Source organism: Rhodococcus koreensis, from assembly GCF_900105905.1.
Classification (GTDB): domain Bacteria; phylum Actinomycetota; class Actinomycetes; order Mycobacteriales; family Mycobacteriaceae; genus Rhodococcus_F; species Rhodococcus_F koreensis.
In genome coordinates this window covers 1,928,184-1,951,378 of the sequence record NZ_FNSV01000005.1, presented here as the reverse complement: position 1 = coordinate 1,951,378, position 23,195 = coordinate 1,928,184, and the positions used below count along the sequence as shown (strand labels likewise).

General features: G+C 70.0%; 1 protein-coding gene (only partly in view). It reads left to right on the top strand.

The annotated features are described in order from the left end of the window. Nucleotides 1–23,195 carry the 3' portion of a non-ribosomal peptide synthase/polyketide synthase gene (locus tag BLV94_RS13865; protein ID WP_371851570.1) on the top strand. It extends 10,564 nt beyond the left edge of the window, so the window shows 23,195 of its 33,759 coding nt (coding positions 10,565–33,759); its start codon lies off the left edge, out of view; its stop codon occupies nt 23,193–23,195.

Here is a 23,195-nt window from a genome sequence, read left to right as displayed (position 1 = left end):
CGTTCCGCGGTGTCCGGTACCACGTGCTCGACGGCCGGATGCGCCCCGTGCCGCCGGGAGTGACCGGTGACCTGTACATCGGCGGCCAGGTCCTGGCCCGCGGTTACGGCAACATGTTCGGCACCACCGCGTCGCGGTTCGTGGCGAACCCGTTCGAGGGGCCCGGCGCCCGCATGTACCGGACCGGCGACCGCGTCCGCGAACTCGACCACGGTGGGCTCGTGTTCGTGGGCCGCAGCGACTTCCAGGTCAAGATCCGCGGTCTCCGGATCGAACTCGGCGAGATCGAGGCCGCCCTCACCGCGAACAGCGCGGTGCAGAAGTCGGTGGTGGTCGTGCACGACAGCGAGCAGGGTCCCCGGCTCGTCGCGTACGTCACCGCGACCGCGGGCACCGAACTGGACGTCGACGCGACCGTGGACGCACTGCGGGACGTGCTGCCGTCGCACATGATCCCGGACACGGTGATGGTCCTCGACGAGATGCCACTCAACGCGAATCTCAAGGTCGACCGCAAGGCTCTTCCGGAACCGGTCTTCACCACCGGCACCGCCGAATTCGTCGCCCCGCGCACGCCGCTCGAGGAGATCGTCGCCGGCATCTTCGGTGACGTGATCTCCGCGCCGCGGGTGGGCGTCGACGAGTCGTTCTTCGACCTGGGCGGCAACTCGCTCAGCGCCACCCGGGTGGCCGCCCGAGTCACGTCCGCGACCGGCACCGAGGTCGGGATCCGTGACCTGTTCGAGGCGCCCACGGTCGCGACCCTCGCGAAGCTCGTCGAGGACCGGGCCCACACCGGCACCCGCCGCCCCGCGCTCGTCGCGGGACGGCGCCCCCGGGCGCTGCCGCTGTCGCTCGCGCAGCAGCGGATGTGGTTCCTCAACCGTTTCGATCCGTCCTCACCCGCGTACAACGTTCCGCTCACCGTACGACTGCGCGGCGAACTGGACGTCGACGCCCTGGCCGCGGCGCTGTCCGACGTCGTCGCGCGGCACGAGGTGCTGCGGACCGTGTTCCCGGACTCCGATTCCGGTGCGCACCAGGTGATCCTGCCCGCCACCGACGCCGACCTCGCTCTCGAACCGGTCGACGTCCGCGAGGAGGACCTGCGGGACCGGATGTTCGAGTTCGGGTCCACCGGCTTCGACGTCACCGACACGATCCCGGTCCGGACCCGCCTGTTCCGGCTCGGCGCGAACGACCACGTCCTCGTGCTCGTCATGCACCACATCGCGTCCGACGGCGCCTCCACGCTGCCGCTGGCCCGCGACGTCATGACGGCGTACGCGGCCCGCCGGGAGGGCACGGAGCCCGCCTGGCCGGTGCTGCCCGTCCAGTACGCCGACTACGCGCTGTGGCAGCGGGACGTGCTCGGGTCCGAGGACGACCCCGATTCTCTGGCCGCCGCGCAGATCGACTTCTGGTCGAACACCCTCGCGGGTGTTCCCGACGTCCTGGCTCTCCCCATCGACCGCCCCCGCCCGACGGTGCGGTCGATGGCAGGCGCCTCCGTCGGCTTCTCCGTCGACGAGGACGTGCACCGTCGTCTCGGCGAGGTCGCGCGGGCGCACAACGTGTCTGTGTTCATGGTGCTGCACGCCTCACTGTCCGTGCTGCTGGCGCGGCTCAGTTCGAGCACCGACATCGCCATCGGCGCCGCGGTGGCCGGTCGCGGCGACGAGGCGCTCGAGAACCTCGTCGGCATGTTCGTCAACACGCTGGTGCTGCGGACCGAGGTCGAGCCCGGAACCTCCTTCGGCGAACTGCTCGAGCAGGTCCGCACCCAGGACCTCGCCGCATTCAGCAACCAGGACGTTCCGTTCGAGCAGTTGGTGGACGCCCTGAATCCGACCCGGTCCACGGCGTACTCGCCGCTGTTCCAGGTCGTGCTGACCCATCAGGTCAACGGCATCCCGTCGCTCGAATTCGCCGGACTCGAGGCGACACCCGGTGCCGTGGACGTCGAGTTCAGCAAGTTCGACCTCACCGTCGACCTGCGCGAACTGTGGTCGGACGAGGGTGCGCCCACCGGGATCACCGGTGTTCTCGGGTACGCCACCGAGATCTTCGACGCGGACACCGTGCAGGGCTTCGCGGACCGCTTCGTGCGGATCCTCACCGCCGTCGCGGGCGGCGGAACCGACGTCGCGGTGGGGGACATCCCCATTCTCGACGCCGCGGAGACCGAGGAACTGACACCGGTCCGCGGTATCGAGGGCGTCGCGCCCACCACGCTAGTCGAACTGCTCGAGGCTGCGGTCGCCGCGAACCCGGACGGGGACGCGATCGTGTCGGGCGGCGACAGCATCACCTACCGCGAACTGGACGAGCGCTCGAACCGGGTGGCGCGCATTCTGATCGAACGCGGGGTCGGCGCGGAAACGTTCGTCGGGCTCGGCATCACCCGCTCGATCCCGTCCATCGTCGGCATCTGGGCCGTCGCCAAGAGTGGCGGCGCGTACGTGCCGATCGACCCCGGGTACCCGGACGAGCGCATCGCCCACATGGTCACCGATTCCGGTGTGACACTGGGCCTTTCCGTGAGCTCCGAGGTCGGCAGGCTTCCGCGGGATGTCGACTGGCTGGTCCTCGACAGCGACGACTTCGTGGACGCCTCGGCGCGCTACTCCACGGCTCCCGTCGCGGAGGCGGAGCGCCGGACGGCGGTCACACCGGCCAACAGCGCCTACGTGATCTACACGTCCGGCACCACCGGGCAGCCCAAGGGCGTCGTCGTCACGCACCGGGGTCTGGCCAACTTCGCCGCCGAACAGCGTGAGCGCTACTCGGTGACGACCGACTCGCGGACGCTGCACTTCGCGTCGCCGAGTTTCGACGCGTCCGTTCTGGAACTGCTGCTCGCGGTCGGCGCCGGCGCCACCATGGTGATCGCTCCCACCGACGTGTACGGCGGACCCGAGTTCGCGAAGTTCCTGCGCGAGCACCGCGTCACGCACGGCTTCGTCACGCCGTCGGCGCTGGCCTCCGTGGACCCGTCCGGGCTGGACGACTTCCAGTTCGTCGTCGCCGGCGGCGAGGCCGTCCCGGCGGAACTCGCGGCCCGCTGGGCTCCCGGACGCTCGCTGTTCAACGGCTACGGTCCCACCGAGACCACGATCATGACCAACATCAGCGACCCGATGGCCGCCGACGGCCCGGTCACGATCGGTGGTCCGATCCGCGGCACCAGCGCGCTGGTCCTCGACGATCGGCTCCGACCCGTCCCGGTCGGTATCGCAGGTGACCTCTATCTGTCGGGCCTCGGACTGGCCCGTGGCTACCACCGGCGCACGCCGCTGACCGCGGGACGCTTCGTGGCGAACCCCTACGGTGAACCGGGCGACCGGATGTACCGCACCGGCGACGTCGTCCGCTGGACGAAGGACGCGGACGGCGCGCTGACCGTCGACTACGTGGGCCGCTCGGACCAGCAGGTGAAGGTTCGCGGGTTCCGCATCGAACTCGGCGAGATCGACGCGGTGCTGGCCAAGCATCCCGCCGTCGACTTCGCGACGACGTCGGTGTTGCCCGGGCCGTCCGGGGATTCGGTCCTCGTGTCGTACGTGCTGCCGGCGCCGGGAGCCGAGGTGGACGTCGCCGCGATACTGGACTTCGTGGGCGAGTTCGTCCCCACGTACATGGTGCCGTCGACGATCGTGACGCTCGACGCGATCCCGCTCACCCCGGTGGGCAAACTCGACCGCCGGGCGCTGCCCGAGCCCGAGTTCCTGGCGGAGGACCGCGAGTTCCGTGCCGCGGGAACCGCTCTCGAACAGCGGGTCGCCGCGGTGTTCGCGGAGGTGCTCGGTGTCGACCAGGTCGGCGCCGACGACTCCTTCTTCACGCTCGGCGGCAACTCGCTCGCCGCCACCCGCGTGATGGCGCGGATCAACGAGGCCGTCGGAATCGACGCGCCGGTCCGCGAGATCTTCGAGGCCCCCACGGTGGCGCAGCTGGCCCGCAGGCTGGAAGCGCTCGGCGTGGACGGCGGCGCCCGTCCGCCCGTCACCGCCGGACCGCGCCCGGACCGTCTGCCGCTGTCGCTGGCGCAGCAGCGGATGTGGTACGCCAACCGATTCGACCCCGAATCGGCCGAGTACAACATCCCGTTGGCGCTCCGGCTCACCGGCGCACTGGACGTCGACGCGCTGCGGACGGCGATCGCCGACGTCGTGGCCCGGCACGAATCGCTGCGCACGGTGTACCCGGATTCCGTCGACGGCCCCTACCAGGTCGTCCTGTCCGCGTCCGACACGCAGTCCGAACTCGACGTGGTCCGCGTGGCCGGCGAGCAGGAACTTCGGGAGCGGGTCGTCACGCTGGCGTCGGCAGGCTTCGACGTCACCGCCGACGTCCCGGTGCGCGCCGCCCTGTTCGCGCTCGGGGAACGCGACCACGTCCTCGTGGTCGTCGTCCACCACATCTCGGCGGACGGTTCGTCGATGGCCCCGCTCGCGCGGGACCTGTTCGGCGCGTACGGCGCACGCGTGCAGGGGGAGGAGCCCGGCTTCTCGCCGCTGCCCGTGCAGTACCCCGACTTCGCCCTGTGGCAGCGCAACCTCCTCGGCTCCGAGGACGATCCGGAGTCGCTCGCGGGCAAGCAGATCGCGTACTGGACGCACGCCCTCGGCGATGCGCCGGAGGTCCTCGACCTCCCGGCCGACCGGCCGCGCCCGGCGGTCCGCAACCCGCAGGGCGGGCTGATCGAGTTCGAGATCGGGCAGGACGTGCACCGGTCCCTGAACGAACTCGCGCAGACCCACCAGGCGTCGCTGTTCATGGTGGTGCACACCGCGCTCGCGGTGCTGCTCGGACGACTGAGCAGCACCAGCGACATCTCGGTCAGCACCCCGGTCGCGGGCCGCGGTGACCGCGCGCTCGACGACCTCGTAGGGATGTTCGTCAACACTCTGGTGCTGCGCACCGACGTCGACCAGAACGCCCGCTTCAGCACGCTGCTCACGCAGGCCCGTGAGGTCGATCTCAACGCATTCGCCAATGCCGATGTGCCGTTCGAGCAGATCGTCGAGGTGCTCCGGCCGTCGCGCACCGCCGCGTACGCGCCGCTCGCGCAGGTGATGCTGAGCTTCCAGAACCTCGAGAGGCCGAAGCTCGAACTCGCCGGGCTGACCGTCGAGGTCCTCGAGAGCGGTCTCACCACGAGCAAGACCGATCTCGGTGTCGCCGTCGAGGAACGGTTCGACGAGGGATCGGTCGCGAACGGCATGCGGGGCTGGTTCTCCTACGCCACCGATCTCTTCGACGAGGCGACGGTCCGCGGTTTCGCCGATCGTTTCGTCCGTGTGCTGGAGGCCGTCACGGCCGACGCGGACGCCGTCGTCGGCGACATCGACATCCTGACCGAGGACGAGAAGGCCGGGCTCGCCGTACCGGACGAGGGCGGACAGTCCCTGTTGTCGCACTCGATCTCGCAGGAGCTGGCAGCCACCAAGTCGCTGCCCGAACTCCTCGACGGTGCCGCGTCGATCAACCCGGACGGAATCGCGCTGTCGCACAACGGGACCGACGTCACGTACGTGCAGTTACGGGACAAGTCCGCCGAACTCGCGCGCACGCTCGCCGGTGTGGGCGTCGGCCCGGAGGCCGCGGTCACGGTGGCCCTGTCCACCCTGCTGCCCGGACTGCTCGACGGATCGTCGGGCGAAGGTTTCGCCGACACGTTCGCCGGTGTCCTCGCCGGCGTGATCGCCGACGCGACGTCGGCGACCTCCGCGACCGAAGCGGAGGAGCAGACCGTCGTCGACCTGTTCGACGAGCAGGTCGCGCGGACGCCGGACGCCGTGGCCCTGGTGTCCGGCGACGAGTCGCTGACCTACGCCGAGTTCGACAAGCGTGTCAACACACTCGCGCGCACCCTGATCGAGATGGGTGTCGGGCCGGAGGTCCGGGTCGCACTCGCGATCCGGCGGTCGATCGACTCGATGGTCGCGATGTACGCGATCGTGAAGGCGGGTGGGGCGTATGTTCCGCTCGACCCCGACCATCCGGCCGAGCGCACGTCCTACGTCCTCGACAGCGCCTCGCCGCTCTGCATCCTGACGGTTGCGCGAGATGCTCTCGACCTTCCCGCCGGGCACAACGTGGTGGAGATCGACCGGCTGTCCGTCGACGTGCCGGCCGAGCCGCTGCGCGACGAGGAGCGCCGGGGGACTCTCCGGCCGTCGAACCCCGCCTACGTCATCTACACGTCCGGTTCGACGGGTCGGCCGAAGGGCGTCGCGGTGAGCCACGCGGCGGTCCTGAACCAGATCTCGTGGATCGTCGACGAGTACGGACTCGGCGCGCACGATGTCGTGCTGCAGAAGACCCCGGCGACGTTCGACGTGTCGGTCTGGGAGTTGTTCGGCACGCTCGTCTCGGGTGCCCGCCTGGTGATCGCGACGCCCGACGGTCACGGTGACCCCGAGTATCTCGCGGCGCTGATCGCGCGCGAGGGCGTCACGGCGACCTCGTTCGTGCCGTCGATGCTGTCGGTGTTCGTCGGCGAGGCCGAACGGCACGACCTTCTCAGCCTTCGAATCGTGCTCGTCGCGGGCGAGGCGTTCCCGCCCGCGACCGCCGAGGCGTTCCGCGGACTGTCGGATGCCGTAGTGCACAACCTGTACGGTCCGACGGAATTCACCGTGCACGCGACCGCCGGGCAGGTCGACCACGATGTCCGCGGTACCGTTCCCATCGGTAGTGCGGTGCGGAACACGGATCTCCACGTGCTGGATTCACGGCTTCGCCCGGTGCCGGTCGGGGTTCCCGGCGAGCTGTACCTCGCGGGGACGCAGTTGGCCCGCGGATACGTCGGACGCAGCGATCTGACCTCCGATCGGTTCGTCGCCAACCCGTTCGGCGGGTCCGGGCAGCGGATGTACCGTACGGGCGACGTCGTTCGCCGGCGCGCCGACGGGAACCTCGAATACATCGGACGCAGCGACTTCCAGGTCAAGCTGCGTGGATTGCGGATCGAACTCGGCGAGGTCGAGGCCGCGTTGCTGACGCACGAATCCTTGGCGCAGGCAGCGGTGACGATCCATCGAAGCGAGTCGACCGGCGAGAATCTCGTGGCCTATGTGGTGCCGCGGTCCGGCGCCCGGGTCGACACGAAGTCGGTGCAGGACGCGGCGGCGCAGGTGCTGCCCGCGTACATGGTGCCCGCACGCGTCGTCGTCCTGGACAGTTTCCCTCTCGGTGCCAGCGGGAAGCTGGACCGGAAGGCCTTGCCGGAGCCCGAGTTCGCCACCGTAGCGGTGGAGTACGTGGCCCCGCGCACGCCGATGGAGACCGTCGTGGCGGGCGTGTTCGCCGATGTTCTCGGCGCCGAACGGGTCGGGTCCGCCGACTCGTTCTTCGACCTCGGTGGAAACTCGATCAGCGCGACGAGGCTCACCGCCCGCCTCAGGGCGGCGGTCGGCGCGCACCTCTCGGTGCGGGAGTGCTTCGAAAATCCGACCGTCGCGGAACTCGCGGCGCTGCTCGAGGCGACGTCGGGTACCGCAGAGCAGCGTCCTGCGCTCGTCGCCCGACCGCGGCCCGACCGGATCCCGCTGTCGCTGGCCCAGCAGCGGATGTGGTTCGTCAACCAGTTCGATCCGACCTCCCCGGCGTACAACCTGCCGTTGGCGGTGCGGTTGACCGGCTCGATCGACGCGGCGGCGCTGAATGCGGCGTGGGCGGACGTCGTCGAGCGGCACGAGTCGCTGCGCACGGTCTTCCCGGTCGGCGACGAGGACGCGCACCAGGTCGTGCTGCCCGCAGCGGACGTGGTGTCCGACCTGACCCCGACCCCGGTCGCGGACGAGCAGGACCTGTTCGCGCGTCTGCGTGAACTCGGTGCCACCGGATTCGACGTCACCGAGACGGTCCCCGTGCGGGTCGCCTGCTTCGAGGTGAACCCCACCGACCACATCCTGATGATGGTCGTGCACCACATCTCGGCCGATGGTGCGTCGCTGGCGCCGCTGTTCACGGACGTGATGACCGCCTACGCGGCGCGTGCCGCCGGCAGTGCCCCCGGCTGGGAACCGCTGCCCGTCCAGTACGCCGATTACGCTCTGTGGCAGCGTGAGTCGCTCGGCGACGAGTCGGACCCCGACTCGCTGGCCGCCCGCCAGCTCGGTTACTGGCAGCAGGCGCTCGGCGGGCTCCCCGAAGTGCTCGAATTGCCGACCGACCGGCCCCGGCCGCCCGTGCAGTCGCTGCGCGGCGCGTCGGCGCGGTTCACGATCGACGCGCAGACCCACCGCGGGCTGCTCGCGATCGCCCAGGATACGAACACGACCCTGTTCATGGTCGTGCACGCCGCGCTCGCGGTGCTGCTCGAGCGGCTGTCTTCGCAGACGGACGTCGCGATCGGCACGCCGGTCGCCGGCCGCGGCGAGCAGGAACTCGACAGGCTCGTCGGCATGTTCGTCAACACCCTCGTGCTCCGCGCGTCGGTGCGCCCCGACGACACCTTCGCCGACCTGCTGGCACAGGTGCGCGCCACCGATCTGAATGCGTTCAGCCACAGCGACGTTCCGTTCGAGCGCCTCGTCGAGGTCCTCGACGTCCCGCGGTCGACGGCGCACCAGCCGCTGTTCCAGGTGGCGTTGTCGTTCGACAACAACGAGTCGGTCCGGATGGAGTTCCCGGGCCTCGGGATCTCCGCGCTCGACGCCCCGCTCGAGGTCGCCAAGTTCGACCTCCAGCTCAGCGTCGGGGAGCGCTACGCCGACGGGGCCGCCGCGGGGATCGCCGCGACGTTCAACTATTCGACCGACATCTTCGACGAGCAAACCGTCCTGAGCTTCGCGGACCGGTTCGTCCGGATCCTCGGCGCCGTGTCGTCCGACCGCAACGTGGTCCTCGGCGACATCGAGATCCTCGACGCCGCGGAGAAGGCCGCGATCGCCCCGGTCCGCGGGCCGCAGTCGGTCGAGCCGAGCACGCTGCCGGACCTGCTGCGTTCGGGCGTCGAGATCTCGCCGGAGTCGGTCGCGGTGTCCTTCGAGGGTCGTGAGCTCACGTACCGCGAACTCGACGAGCAGTCGAACCGGCTGGCGCGCGTCCTGATCGATCGGGGTGTGGGGCCGGAGGACTATGTCGCGCTGGCGATCACGCGCTCCGTCGAATCCATCCTCGGGATCTGGTCGATCGCGAAGGCCGGCGGCGCCTACCTGCCCGTCGACCCGAAGCTTCCGTTCGAGCGGATCGGCGAGATGCTGTCCGATTCGGGAGCGGTCCTCGGACTGACGGTCGCCCGCCATCACACCGACCTGCCCGGCACGGTGCCGTGGATCGTCCTCGACGAGACGGCAGCCGCCGAGGAGATCACTGCCCGCAGTGCGGCCGCGGTGGAGTACGCCGATCTGCGCCGCGCGCTGACGGTCGATCATCCCGCGTACCTCATCTACACCTCGGGTTCGACGGGCAAGCCGAAGGGCGTGGTGGTCACCCACCGCGGTCTGGCCAACCTCACCCGCGAGGTGCGCGAGCACTACGTCGTGTCGCCGGAGTCCCGGTTCCTGCACGTGGCGTCGCCGAGCTTCGACACGTCGGTCGGGGAGATGCTCGCCGCGTTCAGTGCGGGCGCCACCCTGGTGATCTCGCCCGCGGACGTCTACGGCGGCGACGAACTCGCCGACCTGATCCGCCGCGAACAGGTCACCAACGTGGTCATGACGCCGACTGCGCTGATGACGGTCGATCCCGACGGCCTCGACTCCGTCACGTCCGTCGTGGTCGGCGGCGACACCTGCACGCCGGAACTCGTGGCGCGGTGGGCTCCCGGCCGCGAGATGCGCAATGCGTACGGTCCCACCGAGACCACGGTCATCGTCACCATTACCGAACCGATGGTGGCCGGTGAACGCGTCACGATCGGTTCGCCGCTGCGTGGCGTCGAATCGCTCATCCTCGATTCGCGGTTGCGTCCGGTGCCGGAGGGCGTGCCCGGGGAGCTGTACATCTGCGGTCCGTCGGTAACCCGCGGCTACCACAACCGTCCGTCTGTCACGGCGGAACGGTTCGTGGCCAACCCGTTCGGCGAGCCCGGCGCCCGCATGTACCGCACCGGCGACGTCGTGCGCTGGGCGGACGGACATCGGGTGGAGTACGTCGGCCGGTCCGACTTCCAGGTGAAGGTCCGTGGGTTCCGCGTCGAACTCGGTGAGATCGACGCCGCCCTGACCGCGCAGCCGGACATCGAGTTCGCGGTGACCGTGGGTCGCGAGAACCCCGCCGGACTGATGACCCTCGTGTCGTACGTCCTGCCCGCCGACGGCGCGACGGTCGATCCGGAATCGCTGAAGACGGTTGTCGGCGACACACTTCCGCCGTACATGGTGCCGTCCGTCGTGATCCTCCTCGACGAGATCCCGCTGACCGGCATCGGCAAGCTGGACCGGGCGCGGCTGCCCGAACCCGAGTTCGTGTCCGCGGGTGCGGAGTTCCGTGCCCCGACGACACCCGCCGAAGAGACGATCGCGGGCATCTTCGCGGACGTGCTCGGACTCGAGCAGGTCAGCGTCGACGACAGCTTCTTCGATCTCGGCGGAAACTCGCTGAGCGCCACCCGGGTCGTGTCGCGGGCCGGACAGGTCTTCGGCCTCCGCATCGGCGTGCGGGAACTGTTCGAGGCCCCGACGGTCGCGGGCCTGGCCGCCCGCATCGCCACCCCGGACGAGAACGTCCGGCCACGGCCCGTCCTCGCACCACGGGAGAGGTCTGCCTTCGTCCCGTTGTCGCTGGCGCAGTCCCGGATGTGGTTCATCAACCGCTTCGACCCGGACTCGCCCGCCTACAACATCCCGCTCGCAGTCCGGTTGACCGGCGCGCTGGATGTCGACGCACTGCAGTCCGCGGTGTTCGACGTGCTGGGGCGGCACGAGTCGCTGCGCACGATCTACCCGGATTCGGCCGACGGCCCGCACCAGGTGATCCTCCCGGCCGCGCAGGTGCCGATCGACGTCGCACCCGTTCCGGTCACCGAGACCGAACTGCGTGAGCAGCTGGTGGAGATGGTGTCCACCGGATTCGACGTCACCGCCGATGTGCCGCCGATCCGGGTGCGACTGTTCGAAGCCGGTCCGCAGGACTACGTGCTGGCACTCGTCGTGCACCACGTGTCGACCGACGGCGAATCGACCGCCCCCTTCGTGCGTGACGTCATGGTGGCGTACGCATCCCGGGCGGCGGGCCACGAACCCGGCTTCGCGCCGCTTCCGGTGCAGTACGCGGACTACGCGATCTGGCAGCGGGAACTCCTCGGCAGCGAGGACGACCCGGACAGCCTGATCGCCGCCCAGCTGGGCTTCTGGACGAAGACCCTCGCGGGCGTGCCCGACCTCCTCGAGCTGCCCGTGGACCGGCCGCGCCCGCCCGTGCAGTCGCTGCGCGGGTCGCGGATCGATTTCACCGTCGACGCCGAGGTGCACCGCGGACTGGCCGCACTGGCCCGCAGGCACAACGCCAGCGTCTTCATGGCCGTGCACGCCGCGTTCGCGGTGCTGCTCAGCCGGCTGTCCGGCACCGAGGACATCGCGGTCGGCACCCCGATCGCAGGCCGCGGCGAGCGCGAACTCGACGACGTCGTCGGCATGTTCGTCAACACCCTCGCGCTGCGGGTGCAGGTCGACGGGCGGCAGACGTTCGACGAGATCCTCGATCGCGCCCGGGAGGCCGACCTCGAGGCGTTCTCGCACGCGGACGTCCCGTTCGAGCGCCTCGTCGAGGTCCTGAACCCGGCACGCTCGATGGCCCACCACCCGATCTTCCAGGTGGGCTACTCGTTCCAGAACACGACGAAGGCCGAGCTGGAACTGCCCGACCTCACCGTCGCGCCGCTCGACGTCGAGGGCGACACCGCGCAGTTCGATCTGCATCTGATCCTGGGGGACAGCCCCGAGGGTGAGCAGATGTCGGGTGTGTTCACGTTCGCCACCGACCTGTTCGACGCCGCCACCGTCCAGCGCTTCGCGGACATGTTCCGCCGTGTGCTGGCCGCCGCGGTGGATTCGCCGCGGACAGCGGTCGGCGACCTGCCGCTCACCGGCAGCGACGAGCGCGCACTCGTGGTGTCCGGATGGAACGACACCGCGCAGGCACTGCCGGAGACGACGCTGGCGGACATGTTCGCGGCCGCCGCCGCGGAGAACCCGGGCGTCACCGCTCTCGTGTTTGACGGCGAATCTCTCACGTACGCCGAGTTCTCGGCGCGGGTGAACCGGTTGGCCCGGCATCTCGTGGGCCGCGGTGTCGGCCCCGAAACCGTGGTGGGCCTGGCCATTCCGCGTTCGGTGGAACTGCTGGTCGGCATGTACGCGATCGCCGCGGCAGGCGGCGCGTACCTGCCGATCGACCCGGACCATCCGGCCGAGCGCACCGCGTACGTGCTGGAGAGCGCGCAACCCGTCTGCGTCCTGGCGACCCGCGACGTCGTCGGGGGACTGCCCGGTGGTGTCGACTACCTCCTCCTCGACGAACTGGATCTCGGCGATATCGACCCGGCTCCGCTGACCGACTCGGAGCGGACCGCACCGCTGCGGCCGGAGAACGCCGCGTACGTGATCTACACGTCCGGCTCGACCGGACGGCCGAAGGGCGTGGCGATCGCGCACGGTGCGATCGCGAACCAGTTGCGGTGGAAGCAGTCGGAATACCCTCTCACCGCCGAGGATTCGGTGCTGCTCAAGACGGCGGCCACGTTCGACCTGTCGGTGTGGGAGTTCTGGTGGGCGCTGACCGCGGGCGCACGGCTCGTCGTCGCCGCACCGGACGGCCACCGCGACCCGTCCTACCTGGCCGCACTCGTCGCCGAGCAGCAGGTGTCGACGGTGCACTTCGTGCCTTCGCTGCTGTCCGCGTTCGTCGCGGTGGCGGAACCCGCGCAGCTGGCGTCGCTGCGCCGGGTGCTGTGCATCGGTGAGGCCCTGCCCGCCGACACGGTGCTCCGGTTCCGGGACGTCTGCGACGCGGACATCTTCAACCTGTACGGCCCCACCGAGGCCGCCGTCAGCGTCACCCACTACCGGTGCGGCGACGAGCGCGACGGTTCGGTCCCGATCGGCAGGCCCGAATGGAACACGCAGACCTACGTTCTCGATTCGCGTCTGCACCCCGTTCCCGCCGGCGTCACCGGTGAGCTCTATCTCGCGGGCGAGCAGTTGGCGCGCGGGTACTTCGGCCGCCACGACCTCACCGCGGAACGATTCGTCGCCGGCCCGTTCGGCGAGGCCGGAGCGCGGATGTACCGCACCGGCGACCTCGTGCGGTGGAACCGCGACGGCAACCTCGACTACGTCGGCCGCAGCGACTTCCAGGTGAAGGTCCGCGGTTTCCGCATCGAACTCGGCGAGATCGAGCGTGCCCTCGTCGCGCACCCGGCGATCGCGCAGGCCGTCGTCGTGGTGCACAGCGACCGGCACACCGGCGACCGCCTCGTCGGTTACGTCGTGCCGGAGGCACGCGGTCACTCCGTGCCGGAGCCGGGCGGTTCCGTGGCCGACGCCGACGTCCTCGCGTTCGCGGGTAGGTCGGTACCCGGCTACATGGTGCCGTCCGCGCTGATCGCGCTCGACGAGTTGCCGCTGAACATCAACGGCAAGCTCGACCGCAAGGCCCTTCCCGAGCCCGAGTTCGGCGGCGCCGCGGACCATTACCGGGCTCCGCGCACCCCGGTCGAGGAAATCGTCGCAGGGGTCTTCGCGGACGTCCTCGGCCACGAGCGGGTCAGTGCCGACACGAGCTTCTTCGACCTCGGCGGCAACTCGCTGGTCGCGACCCGCGTGGTCGCCCGGCTCAACGCAGCCCTCGACACGTCGATCGGTGTGCGCGAGTTGTTCGAGGCGCCGACGGTGATCGCGCTGTCGGCTCGCGCCGAGCAGTCCGATTCGGCGGGTGCGAACCGGCCGGCTCTGGTGCCGCAGTCGCGTCCCGCCCGGATTCCGCTGTCCCCGGCGCAGTCCCGCATGTGGTTCATCAACCAGTTCGACACCGCGTCGGCGGCGTACAACATTCCGCTGGCGATCAGGCTGACCGGCCACCTCGACGTCGCCGCGCTCGAGCAGGCACTCGGCGACGTCGTCGAGCGGCACGAGACGCTGCGCACCACCTACCCCGACACCGGTGACGGACCGGGCCAGGTCGTGCTGTCGCGGGCCCGGAGTTTCACGGCCCTGGACGTCGAGGACGTCGCCGACGAGACTGTGCTGCGCGAACGCGTGATCTCTCTCGTCACCGCCGGATTCGACGTCGCGACGGCGGTTCCGGTCCGCGCCCGGCTCCTGCGGATCGACGCCGACCAGCATGTGCTGGTCATCGTCGTCCACCACATCTCGTCCGACGGCGCCTCGACGGCACCGCTGGCACGCGACGTGGTGATCGCCTACAGCGCCCGCGCCGCCGGTTCGGAACCCGCCTGGGCTCCGCTCGACGTCCAGTACGCGGACTTCTCGCTGTGGCAGCACGAGTTGCTCGGTGACGAGAACGCTCCGGATTCGCTGGCCACCCAGCAGATCGACTACTGGCGGACCACGCTGAGCGGTCTGCCGGACGTGCTGCCGTTGCCGACGGACCGGCCGCGGCCGCCCGCACAGTCGATGCGCGGCGCCAACTTCGACTTCGAGATCGACGCGGCACTGCGCGACCGGCTCGGGGCACTGGCCCGCGAACACAACGCGTCGCTGTTCATGGTCGCGCACGCGGCGCTGTCGGTGCTGCTCGCACGGCTCAGCGCCACGGACGACATCGCGGTGGGTACCGCGATCGAGGGCCGCGGCGAGGCCGCACTCGACGACCTGGTCGGCATGTTCGTCAACACGCTGGTGCTGTGCGCGCAGGTCGACGTCGACGCGACGTTCGCCGACCTCCTCGCGCAGGTGCGTCAGCACGACCTCGGCGCGTTCACGCACACCGACGTGCCGTTCGAGCGGCTGGTCGAGATCCTGCAGCCGGAACGCTCGACCGCATTCTCGCCGCTGTTCCAGGTCGCTCTCGCGTTCCAGAACATCGAGCAGGCGCACCTCGAACTGCCCGGCCTGACGGTCGAGGGACTCGACGGTGGGATCAACGCCGCCAAGTTCGATCTGCAGCTCACGCTCGCCGACGCGGCAGGCGCGGACGGGGACGCGCCGATGCGCGGCGTGTTCACCTATGCGACGGATCTGTTCGACGAGCGCACCATCGCGTCGTTCGCGTTCCGCTTCCAGCGCATCCTCGAGGCGATCACCGCCGACGCGTCCGTGCTGATCGGCGACATCGACGTCCTCAGCGAGAACGAGCACGCCGTGCTGGCTCCGGTGCGCGGCGCGGACACCGCCGCACCCGAGCTGCTGGCGGGCATCCTCGCCGCTGCCGCGGCGGTGAACCCCGACGCTGTCGCCGTCGTGTGCGGCGACGACCAGGTCACCTACCGCGAACTCGACGAGCGCTCGAACCGTCTCGCCCGCGTTCTCATCGGCAGGGGCATCGGCGCCGACGACTTCGTGGCGCTGGCACTGACACGCTCCGTCGAATCGATCCTCTCCATCTGGGCGGTCGCGAAGACCGGGGCGGCGTTCGTCCCGGTCGATCCGAGCTACCCGTTCGACCGGATCCTGCACATGGTCACGGACTCCCGCGTGGAGATCGGTCTCACCACCGGCGCCCACGTCGCCGAACTCCCGGACACCGTGCGCTGGCTCGTGCTCGGCGCGGACGAGATGGACGAACTGTGCGCGTCCGTGTCGGACGAGGCCGTCACCGACGCGGACCGCATCCGTCCGACCCGGGTCGACGACGCGGCGTACGTGATCTACACGTCGGGATCGACGGGTCTGCCCAAGGGCGTCGTCGTCACCCACACGGGCCTGGCGAACGTCACGACCGAGCAGGTCGAGCGGCTCCGGCTCACCCCGCAGTCGCGGGTGCTGCACTTCGCCTCGCCCAGCTTCGACGCCTCCGTCTTCGAGTTGCTGCACGCCGTGGCCGCCGCGTCGACGATGGTCATCGCGTCCGGTGTCGTGTACGGCGGAGACGAACTCGCCCGGTTGCTGAAGAAGCAGAAGGTCACGCACGCCTTCATCACACCCGCCGCGCTCACCACGGTGGACCCGGCCGGGTTGGAAGGCATCGAGGTGCTGTCGGTGGCCGGTGAGGCCTGCCCGCCGGAGCTCATGCAGAAGTGGGCACCGGGCAGGCGCATGTTCAACCTGTACGGCCCGTCCGAGGCGACGATCTGGAGCACGTCGAGCAACCCGATGACGGCGGATCGGCCCGTCACCATCGGCGGTCCCACCCGGGGCGTCGACGTGGTCGTTCTCGATTCCCGGCTCACGCCCGTCCCGGTGGGTGTCGCGGGTGAGCTGTACGTCGCGGGTCCGAGTGTGGCCCGCGGCTACCACAACCGGTTCGCCCTGACGGCAGAGCGATTCGTCGCCAACCCGTTCGGCGGTCCCGGTGAGCGGCTCTACCGCACCGGCGACGTCGTCCGCTGGGTGCACGACGACGAGACGGGCGACCTCGTCCTCGACTACGTCGGCCGTTCCGACTTCCAGGTGAAGGTCCGCGGATTCCGCATCGAACTCGGAGAGATCGACGCCGAACTCGGCAGGCACCCGAGTGTCGACTTCGCGGTCACGCTCGGCCACCACCGCGAGCAGACCGGGCAGACCGTGCTCGTGTCGTACGTCATGCCTGCATCGGGCGCGTCGATCGACGTCGCCGAGCTGTCGGCGTTCGTCTCCGAGACCCTGCCCGGGTACATGGTGCCGTCGTCGATCATGGCCATCGACTCGGTTCCGCTGACACCCGCGGGCAAGCTCGACCGCAAGTCGCTTCCCGAGCCGCAGTTCGTGTCGGTCGCCAGTGAATACACCGCGCCGTCGACGCCGATGGAGAAGGCCATCGCCGACGTCTTCGCGCAGGTCCTCGGTGTCGACCGGGTCAGCGTCGACGATTCGTTCTTCGCTCTCGGCGGCGACAGCATCGTGTCCATCCAGCTGACAACCCGGGCGAAGAACGCCGGGGTGCTGTTCACCGCGCGCGACGTCTTCGAACGCAAGACCGTGGCGGCGCTGGCCGAGGTGGCCGCCTGGGCCACCGAGGTCGACTCGGTGAAGCTCGAGGAATTGCCGGGCGGCGGCGTCGGACCGATGCCGCTCACCCCGATCGCGCACTGGCTCGTGGAGACTGCAGGAACCTTCGAGAAGTTCTCGCAGGCCGTCCTGCTGACCACCCCGCCCGCCGTCACGCGAGATCAGCTGGCGGACACGGTGGACGCGATCCTGGCGCGCCACGACATTCTCCGCTCCCGGCTCACGCGGGTCGGGGACGACTGGTCGTTCGAGTCGCTGTCCGTTCGACGCGCGTTCGACGCGGACGAGCTGATCGAGCAGATCGAGTTCACCGACAAGCCGGGCACCGACGAGTTCGAGCGGCTGGCCCGCGCGGCTCTCAGTCGTGCCGCAGACCGCCTCGATCCGGCGGCGGGCCGGATGACGCAGTTCGTGTGGTTCGCCCCGGCGGAGTCGTTGCCGGGTCAGAGCGGACGCCTGCTGGTGCTCGCGCACCACCTCGTCGTCGACGGGGTGTCCTGGCGAGTGCTGTTGCCGGACTTCGCGACCGCGGGTTCGCAGATCATGGCGGGAGCGCCCGCGCAGCTCGAACCGGTCGGATCCTCCGTCCGGGCGTGGGCGCACGGACTCGCCGAGGAGGCGAAGTCTCCGCACCGCGTGGCCGAACTCGACTTCTGGCGCGGCATGCTCGCGGGAACCGATCCGCTGATCGGACGGCGCGCGTTCGATCCGGAACGCGACGTGATCGCCCGGACCGACCGCCTGAGCATGACGTTCTCGACGCAGGTGACGCAGGCGCTGCTGACCACGATCCCGCAGTCCGTGAACGGCGGCGTCAACGACGGCCTGCTCGCGGCGCTCGCCCTCGCGGTGTCGCGCTGGCGTGAACTCCGCGGCGGCACCACGGATCGTTCGGTGCTGATCAACCTGGAGGGACACGGCCGCGAAGAGTCGACCGTTCCCGGTGCCGACCTCGCCCGCACGGTGGGCTGGTTCACCAGCCTGTACCCGGTGCGGCTGGACGTGTCGCGGGCCGATCTCGCCGACGCGTTCGACGGCGGCATCTCGGCGGGTTCTGCGTTGAAGGCCGTCAAGGAACAGTTGCTGGCCGTGCCCGACAAGGGCATCGGCTACGGCCTCCTGCGCTACCTCAACGACGAGACCGCTCCGGCGCTGGCGTCGCTGCCGACTCCGCAGATCGGGTTCAACTACCTCGGCCGGGCGGGTTCGGTGGATCTGCCCGCCGAGATCCGGGATCTCGGCTGGATTCCGGACAGCGACTCGGGTGAGTTCGGCGGCGCCATGGACGACGAGATGGTGGCGCCTGCGGTGCTCAGCATCAACGCCGTGACGTCGGAGACGGCGTCCGGCCCGCAGATCGAGGCCAAGATCGCTTTCGCCACCGAGATTCTCGACGAGGCGGACGTGTGGGAGTTCGCGGAGCTGTGGCACGCCGCGGCGACCGCGCTCGCCGAGCACGCGTCCGGGCCGGGGAGCGGCGGTCTCACGCCGTCCGACGTCCCGCTCGTGACCGTGACGCAGGACGACCTCGAGGCGCTCGAACGGCGCTACCCCGCCGCGACCGACGTGTGGCCGCTCGCTCCGCTGCAGTCCGGAATGTTCTTCCATTCCGTTCTCGCCGAGGACGCGGTGGACGTCTACACCGCTCAGGTGGTGCTCGACTTCCGCGGCGTCGTCGACACCGGCCGCCTCCGCGGCGCGGCGGAAGCGTTGATCGCCCGGCACGCGAACCTGCGCACCGCCTTCGTCCCCGACGATTCGGGGACCGCGGTCCAGGTGGTCGTCGACCACGTTGCACTGCCGTGGGAAGAACTCGACCTGTCGGCGCTGTCCGAGGCCGACCGCGAGGAGCGGATCGGTTCCGTTCTGAGCGAACACCGTTCGGCGCGGTTCGACATGGGCCGTCCGCCCCTGATGCGGTTCCTGCTGATCCGCACGGGGGAGAGCAGCTACCGGTTCTCCATCAGCAACCACCACATCCTGCTCGACGGATGGTCGATGCCGTTGCTGATGAAGGATCTGCTGGTGCTGTACGCGACCCGCGGAGACGGCTCGGTGCTGCCGCGAGTCCGCGGCTACCGTGACTTCCTCAGCTGGCTGTCCGAACGCGACGCCAACGCCTCGCGCAGCGCCTGGGCGCACGCACTGGCCGGGCTGGACGGGCCGACCGTCCTGGCCCCGGCGCCTGCCGGCGAGGACCGTCCCGAGCCCGCCGAGATCGCACTGCATCTCGGTGAGGTGGTGAGCGAGAACCTGGCGCGCATCGCGCGGGATCGCGGCCTGACGATGAACACGATCGTCCAGGCGGCGTGGGGTCTGCTGCTGGCCCGGATGACCGCGTCCGACGACGTCGTCTTCGGCGCCACCGTGTCGGGCCGCCCACCGGAGGTCGCGGGCATCGAGTCGATGGTGGGTCTGTTCATCAACACCATCCCGATCCGGGTGCGCGTCGATCCCCGCGAGTCGATCCTCGGACTGCTCGAGCGGCTGCAGGCGGAACAGTCCGCTCTGTTCGACCACCACCACATCGGTCTCCCCGAGATCCAGCAGATCGCCGGAATCGGCGGGCTGTTCGACACGTTGACGGTGTTCGAGTCGTACCCCGTGGACCGGGCCGGACTCACCGAGGACAGCGACATCGACGGCCTGCGGGTCGCCGGGGTGCAGATCAGCGACGCCTCGCACTACCCGCTGAGCCTGCTGGCGCAGTCGGACAGCGAACTGCAGTTGGTCCTGAAGTACCTTCCGGACGTGTTCGGCGCCGACACCGTCGAGCGCCTCGGTGCCCGGCTGAACCGGATCCTCCAGACCATCGCGGCCGGAAGTTCCACTCTGGTGGGCGATCTGGACCTGCTCACGCAGGACGAGCGCGACCTCGTCCTGTCCGGATGGAACGATTCCCGCCGCGATGTCGCGGAAGAATCCGTGGTGTCGATGTTCGGTGCCCAGGTTGCGCGCACACCCGACCGGACCGCCGTGGTGGCGGACCACGTGCGGCTCACCTACGCCGAGTTCGACGCGCGGGTCAACCGCCTGGCGCGGCACCTGATGGCGATCGGGGTGGGACCGGACACGGTGGTGGGCATCGCGATGCGGCGCTCGCTCGACATGCTGACCAGCCTCTACGCCGTCCACGCGGCGGGCGGCGCGTACGTGCCTATCGACCCCGAGCATCCCGCCGACCGGACGTCGTACGTGGTGGACAGCGCCACGCCGGCCTGCGTGCTGAGTTCGGCCGACGACATCGCGAACCTCGACGTGGAGGTCCCGGTGTACCTGGTCGAGGACTTCGACCTGTCCGGGTATGGCGACGGTCCGATCGAGGACACCGAACGGCTCGCCGACCTGCGCCCGGACAACCTGGCGTACGCGCTGTACACGTCGGGTTCGACGGGACGTCCGAAGGGTGTGGCGATTCCGCACTCGGCGCTGGCCAATCAGCTGGCGTGGATGCGCGATGTCTACGGCATCGACGCGCAGGACGTGGTGCTGCAGAAGACGCCGTTCACGTTCGACGCCTCCGTATGGGAGCTGTTCCTGCCGTTGGTGGTCGGCGGAACCCTCGTGATCGCGTCACCGGACGGTCATCGCGATCCCGAGTACATGGCCGCGACGGTCGACACGGAATCGGTGACGGTGATCCAGTTCGTCCCGTCCGTGCTCACCATGTTCCTCGACGCCGCGACCGCCGACGGGTGCGGTTCGCTGCGGCTCGTGTTCGCGGGTGGTGAGCCGCTGCCGCAGTCGGCCGCCGAGCGGGTTGCAGGACTCGGCTCCGCGGAGCTGGTGAACCTGTACGGCCCGACCGAGGTGACCATCAACTCGACGGCCCACGTGGTGGACCGGTCGGGGACGGCGACGATTGCACCGATCGGTTCGCCGGCCTGGAACACGCGGGCCTACGTGCTCGACGCCCACCTGAACCCGGCGCCGATCGGTGTACCCGGCGAGCTGTACCTCGACGGCGCGCAACTCGCGCGCGGCTACGTCAACAGCGCTGCGCTGAGTGCGGAACGGTTCGTCGCCGACCCGTTCGGTGATCCGGGTGTGCGGATGTACCGCACCGGTGACCTCGTCCGGTGGAACGAGAGCGGTGCCCTCGAGTTCGTGGGCCGCACCGACTTCCAGGTGAAGGTGCGCGGACTGCGCATCGAGCTCGGCGAGGTCGAGGAGGCCTTCGTCCGGCACGGCGACGTGGCGCAGGCAGCCGTGATCGTGCACACCAGTGAGGTGGGCGCGCGGCTCGTCGCCTATCTCGTGCCGAGGCCTGACGCGGCCATCGACCAGGCGGCGCTGAATGCCTTCGTCGCGGAATCGTTGCCCGAGTACATGATCCCGGATTCCGTGATGGTTCTCGCGGAGCTTCCGCTGGGCACCAGCGGCAAGCTCGACCGGCGCGCGCTGCCGGTGCCGGACTTCGCGTCGGCGGCCGAGTTCCGCGCGCCGCGCACCGACACCGAACGGGCACTCGCCACCGTGTTCGGGGAGCTGCTCGGCCGGGAGCGCGTCGGCATCGACGACTCGTTCTTCGAACTCGGCGGCGACAGCATCGTGTCCATCCAGTTGGTGGCGCGGGCGCGTTCGGCCGGTATCCACTTCACGGCGCGCGATGTGTTCGAGCGGCGCACCGTTGCCGAGCTGGCAGCAGTGGCCGATTCGGGCGAGTCCGCGGCAGCGGTACTGGCCGAGTACGAGGAGGGCGGCGTCGGAACGGTGCCGCTGACCCCGGTCGCCCGCAAGATGGTCGAGCGCGGCGGCGACTTCGACCGATTCGTCATGCCGTTGTTGCTGACACTGCCCGCCGGGATCGAACGCGAGCAGGTGATCGCGACGATCACCGCGGTGGTCGACCGGCACGACGTGCTGCGGTCGACACTGGTCACGGACGGTGCCGGGGACGCGCTCGAGATCGCACCTGCGGGCAGCGTCGATCTCGACGCCACTGTGCAGCGGGTGGAGATCGCGGCCGGCGCCGAGCCCGGTTCGCCGGAGTTCGACGCGGTGGCGGGCGGGGCATTCGATGCGGCGCTGGATCGTCTCGATCCGCGCACCGGGTCGATGCTCCAGTTCGTCTGGTTCGACCCCGCCGAGGCGGATCGGCGCGGACGGCTCCTCGTCGTGCCGCACCACCTCGTCATCGACTCCGTGTCGTGGCGGATCCTGGTGCCGGACTTCGCGACCGCAGGCGCCCAGATCGCCGCAGGCACGACGCCGTCGCTGGAGCCGGTCGGAACGTCGCTGCGGCGGTGGACCGACGGTCTGCTCGAGGCGGCGGCGACACCGGAGCGGGTGGCCGAACTCGCGGTGTGGGAACGGATGCTGACCGCTCCGGATCCGCTGCTCGGATCGCGTGAGCTGGACCTGCGCACCGATCTGGTCAGCACGCTGGAACGGACCCGGGTGGACGTGCCCGCACCGGTCACCGAGGCGTTGCTGGGCGGCACGCCGGGTGCGCTCGACGGTGAGATCGGCGACGTCCTCGCGGCGGCCCTCGCGTTGGCGGTGGCCGCGTGGCGGCGCGACCGCGGAGTCGAGGCCTCGTCGACGGTGGTCACGCTCGAGGGTCACGGACGTGAAGAGTCCGCGGTGCCGGGTGCGGATCTGTCGCGGACGGTCGGCTGGTTCACCACGATGTACCCGGCACGGCTCGATCTCGCCGGGGTCGACATCGCCGACGCCCTGCGGGGCGGTGCGGGCGCCGCGGACGCGGTGCGCGCGGTGCGGGATCAGCTGCGTGCGATCCCGGACCGAGGAATCGGATACGGACTGCTGCGGTACCTCAACCCCGACACGACGTCGGTGATGAGGAACTGGCCGGAACCGCAGATCGTGTTCAACTACATCGGACGCGTCAGCGCCGCCGAGGTTCCCGAGGCGGTCCGCGGACTCGACTGGCTGCCCGACTTCGAATCTCCCGTCACGGGTGGGTTCGAGAAGAGTGCGATGCCCGCCCAGGCCGTTCTCGACATCCAGTCGGTGATCTCGGAAACTGCTGAGGGCCTGCAGTTGTCGGCGTTCATGTCGTTCCCGCCCGGCATCCTCTCGGCGCCGGACGTGGACCGGTTCGGGCAGTTCTGGGTGGCGGCGCTCACCGCGCTCGTGGCTCAGGCCGAGGAGCGGTCCGGGAACTGA